Below are 3,238 nucleotides of genomic sequence, written 5' to 3'. Positions count from 1 at the left end.
CGCGTCCGTCGAAGTCGACGTCGCCTCGCTGACGCCGGGCATGTCGCTGATCGTCAAATGGCGCGGCAAGCCGGTCGTGGTCCGCAACCGCACCGAACAGGAAATGAAGGACGGCGAGGCCGTCAAGCTGGCCGATCTCAAGGACCCGATCGCCCGCAACGCCAATCTGCCGGCCGATGCACCGGCGACCGACGCCAATCGCACCACGCCCGGCAAGGAAGCCTGGATGGTGATGGTTCAGGTCTGTACCCATCTCGGCTGCATTCCGCTCGGCCAGGAAGGCGATTTCGGCGGCTGGTTCTGCCCTTGCCACGGCTCGGTCTACGACACGGCCGGACGCATCCGCCAAGGCCCGGCGCCTGAGAACATGGCGGTGCCGGTATTCAAGTTCATTTCCGATACCAAGATCCTTATCGGTTGAGGCAGGGGACATTTCGATGAGCGAGGGACACTCGACCTATACGCCCAAAACCGGTCTCGGACGCTGGTTTGACGCCCGCATGCCGCTGCCGCGGCTGGTCTATGACAGCTTCGTCGCCTATCCGGTGCCGCGCAACCTCAACTACGCTTGGACGTTTGGCGGCATCCTGTCGATCATGCTGGTGGCGCAGATCCTGACCGGCATCGTGCTGGCCATGCACTACACGGCCGACACCAATCTCGCCTTCGGCTCGGTCGAGAAGATCATGCGCGACGTGAATTCGGGCTGGCTGCTGCGCTACATGCATTCGAACGGCGCCTCGTTCTTCTTCGTCGCCGTCTACATCCACATCTTCCGTGGCCTATATTACGGCTCCTACAAGGCGCCGCGCGAGCTGCTGTGGATCCTCGGCTGCATCATCTATCTCCTGATGATGGCGACCGGCTTCATGGGCTACGTGCTGCCATGGGGCCAGATGAGCTTCTGGGGTGCCACCGTCATCACGGGTTTCTTCAGCGCCATTCCGCTGGTCGGCGACTGGATCCAGCAGCTGCTGCTCGGCGGCTTTGCCGTCGACAACCCGACGCTGAACCGCTTCTTTGCGCTGCACTATCTGTTGCCGTTCATGATTGCCGGCGTCGTCGTTTTGCACATCTGGGCGCTGCATGTCGTGGGCCAGTCGAACCCGACGGGTATCGAGGTCAAGTCGAAGACCGACACTGTCGCCTTCACCCCCTACGCGACCATCAAGGACGCGTTCGGCATGATCGTGTTCCTGTTCTTCTTCGCCTATTTCGTCTTCTACCTGCCGAACTATCTCGGCCATCCCGACAACTACATCGTCGCCAACCCGCTGAAGACGCCGGCCCACATCGTGCCCGAATGGTACTTCCTGCCGTTCTACGCGATCCTGCGCGCCATCACCTTCAATGTCGGGCCGATCAACTCCAAGCTCGGCGGCGTGCTGTGCATGTTCGGCGCCATCGTCATGTTGTTCCTGGTGCCGTGGCTCGACACTTCGAAGGTACGCTCGGCCGTTTACCGGCCCTGGTACAAGCTGTTCTTCTGGCTGTTCGTGGCCGATGCCATCCTGCTTGGCTGGCTGGGCTCGCAGCCGGCCGAAGGCAGCTATGTGTTCATGGCGCAGATGGCGACATTGTTCTACTTCGCCTTCTTCCTGATCGCGCTGCCGGTGCTCGGCCTGATCGAGACGCCGCGACGGCTGCCGAACTCGATCACCGAGGCGGTCCTCGAGAAGAACAAGGGCGGCAGCGGACATCCGGCGGGCGCTACGGCGGCGCCGGAAACCAAAGGCTGAGCGGGTAGAGAATCTAAGGGGATTTGGCATGAAAAAGATTCTCACCTCGCTGGCGCTGGTCGGCCTCGTGGCCGTCGGCATCGGGTCGGCAGGCACTTGGGCGATCGCCGCCGAAGAGGCGCACAACGCCGCCGCGCCGACGCATTTCCCGATCCACGAGCCGAAGGAAATGGACTGGAGCTTCACCGGCCCGTTTGGCACCTATGACAAGGCGCAGCTGCAGCGAGGCCTCAAGGTCTACAAGGAAGTCTGCGCGGCCTGCCATTCGATGAACATGGTGGCGTTCCGCACGCTGTCGGACCTCGGCTATTCCGATGCGCAGATCAAGACGCTGTCGGCCGAGTACACGATCCATGACGGTCCCAACGATGCCGGCGACATGTTCGACCGTCCCGGCAAGCCGTCCGACCACTTCCCGCCACCGTTCGCAAACGACGAAGCGGCCGCCGCTTCCAATGGTGGTGCTGCTCCGCCCGACATGTCGCTGCTGGCCAAGGCGCGCGGCGTCGAGCGCGGCTTTCCGCAATTCGTCTTCGACATCTTCACCCAGTATGACGCGGGCGGCCCCGACTATATCCACTCGTTGCTGACAGGCTACGACGAGACACCGCCTGCCGGCATGGTCATCCCGGAAGGCACCCACTACAACCCCTATTTCATGTCGGGCGTGTCGCTGAAGATGCCCAACCCGCTGTCCGACGGCCAGGTGACCTATGATGACGGCGCGCCGCAGACAGTCGACCAGTACTCCCGCGACGTTTCCGCCTTCCTGATGTGGGCGGCCGAGCCGCATATGGAAGACCGCAAGAAGACCGGTTTTCGCGTGCTAGTGTTCCTGCTTCTGTTCGGCGCTCTGGTCTATCTCACCAAGCGCAAGGTGTGGGAAGGCGTGGCGCATTGAGCCACACAATCAAGTGATCGCGAAGGGCGCCGAGAGGCGCCCTTTTGCATTTCCGGAGGCTGGTCATGTCACATGGCCGTCACCGCATCCGGCGATCCTGTGCTGCTCTCATCAAAGGATCGCATTCATGAAAAGATACGCATCGATCGCGGCAGGCCTGTTGCTGCTCATCATCGGCTCGGCCGCGCAAGCGGAAGACGCCCAGCCCTTCGTCACCAACAAGGATGTCGACTTGACGATGATCCTGCCGCCGCCGCCGGCAAACGATTCGGCACAGACCAAGGCCGAACTCGGCGAGGTGCTGACGCTGCAGGTGACGCGCACACCGGAGATGGTCGCCAGCGCGGTGGCCGATGCCGAGGAGAATGTCTGGCGCTTTGCCGACGTCATGGGGCCGAAATTCAACAAGGAAACGCTGCCGAAATTCAGCGCCTTCTTCGATCGCGTGGTGGCTACCGAAGGCGCTGTCGTCGATCCGGCCAAGGATGTCTGGAAGCGCCCGCGCCCGCATCAGCTCAGCGATCTCGTCAAGCCTGCGGTCAAGCTGTCGAACTCCGGTTCCTGGCCTTCCGGACACGCCACCGTCGGCACGATGATG

4 protein-coding genes are annotated in these 3,238 nt (G+C 62.4%); all 4 read left to right on the top strand.

The window, feature by feature from the left end; all coding sequences use genetic code 11:
* The coding region (gene petA / locus EN906_RS28265) for a ubiquinol-cytochrome c reductase iron-sulfur subunit (protein WP_127375530.1) at positions 1–421 on the top strand (421 nt) is incomplete at its 5' end.
* Between the two features lie 16 nt (positions 422–437).
* Positions 438–1,739 (top strand): cytochrome b N-terminal domain-containing protein, encoded by a 1,302-nt coding sequence (locus EN906_RS28260; protein WP_013529985.1) that lies wholly within the window; start codon positions 438–440, stop codon positions 1,737–1,739.
* 28 nt (positions 1,740–1,767) lie between these two features.
* A complete protein-coding gene (locus tag EN906_RS28255) occupies positions 1,768–2,640 on the top strand; it encodes a cytochrome c1 (protein ID WP_127270560.1) in 873 nt (290 codons plus the stop codon).
* Positions 2,641–2,767: 127 nt separating this feature from the next.
* A partial coding sequence (locus EN906_RS28250; RefSeq protein ID WP_127375529.1) for a phosphatase PAP2 family protein occupies positions 2,768–3,238 on the top strand: 471 nt, incomplete at its 3' end.

It is taken from the genome of Mesorhizobium sp. M7A.F.Ca.CA.004.06.1.1 (genome assembly GCF_003999135.1).
In the GTDB taxonomy this organism is placed as follows: domain Bacteria; phylum Pseudomonadota; class Alphaproteobacteria; order Rhizobiales; family Rhizobiaceae; genus Mesorhizobium.
Note: the sequence above shows the minus strand (reverse complement) of the source record. Positions and strands in the feature narration are given on the sequence as shown.

Excerpts from the sequence above, each read along its gene's own strand:
- EN906_RS28255 (WP_127270560.1), top strand. The coding sequence starts at position 1,768 with ATGAAAAAGATTCTCACCTCGCTGGCGCTGGTCGGCCTCGTGGCCGTC.
- EN906_RS28260 (WP_013529985.1), top strand. The coding sequence starts at position 438 with ATGAGCGAGGGACACTCGACCTATACGCCCAAAACCGGTCTCGGACGC.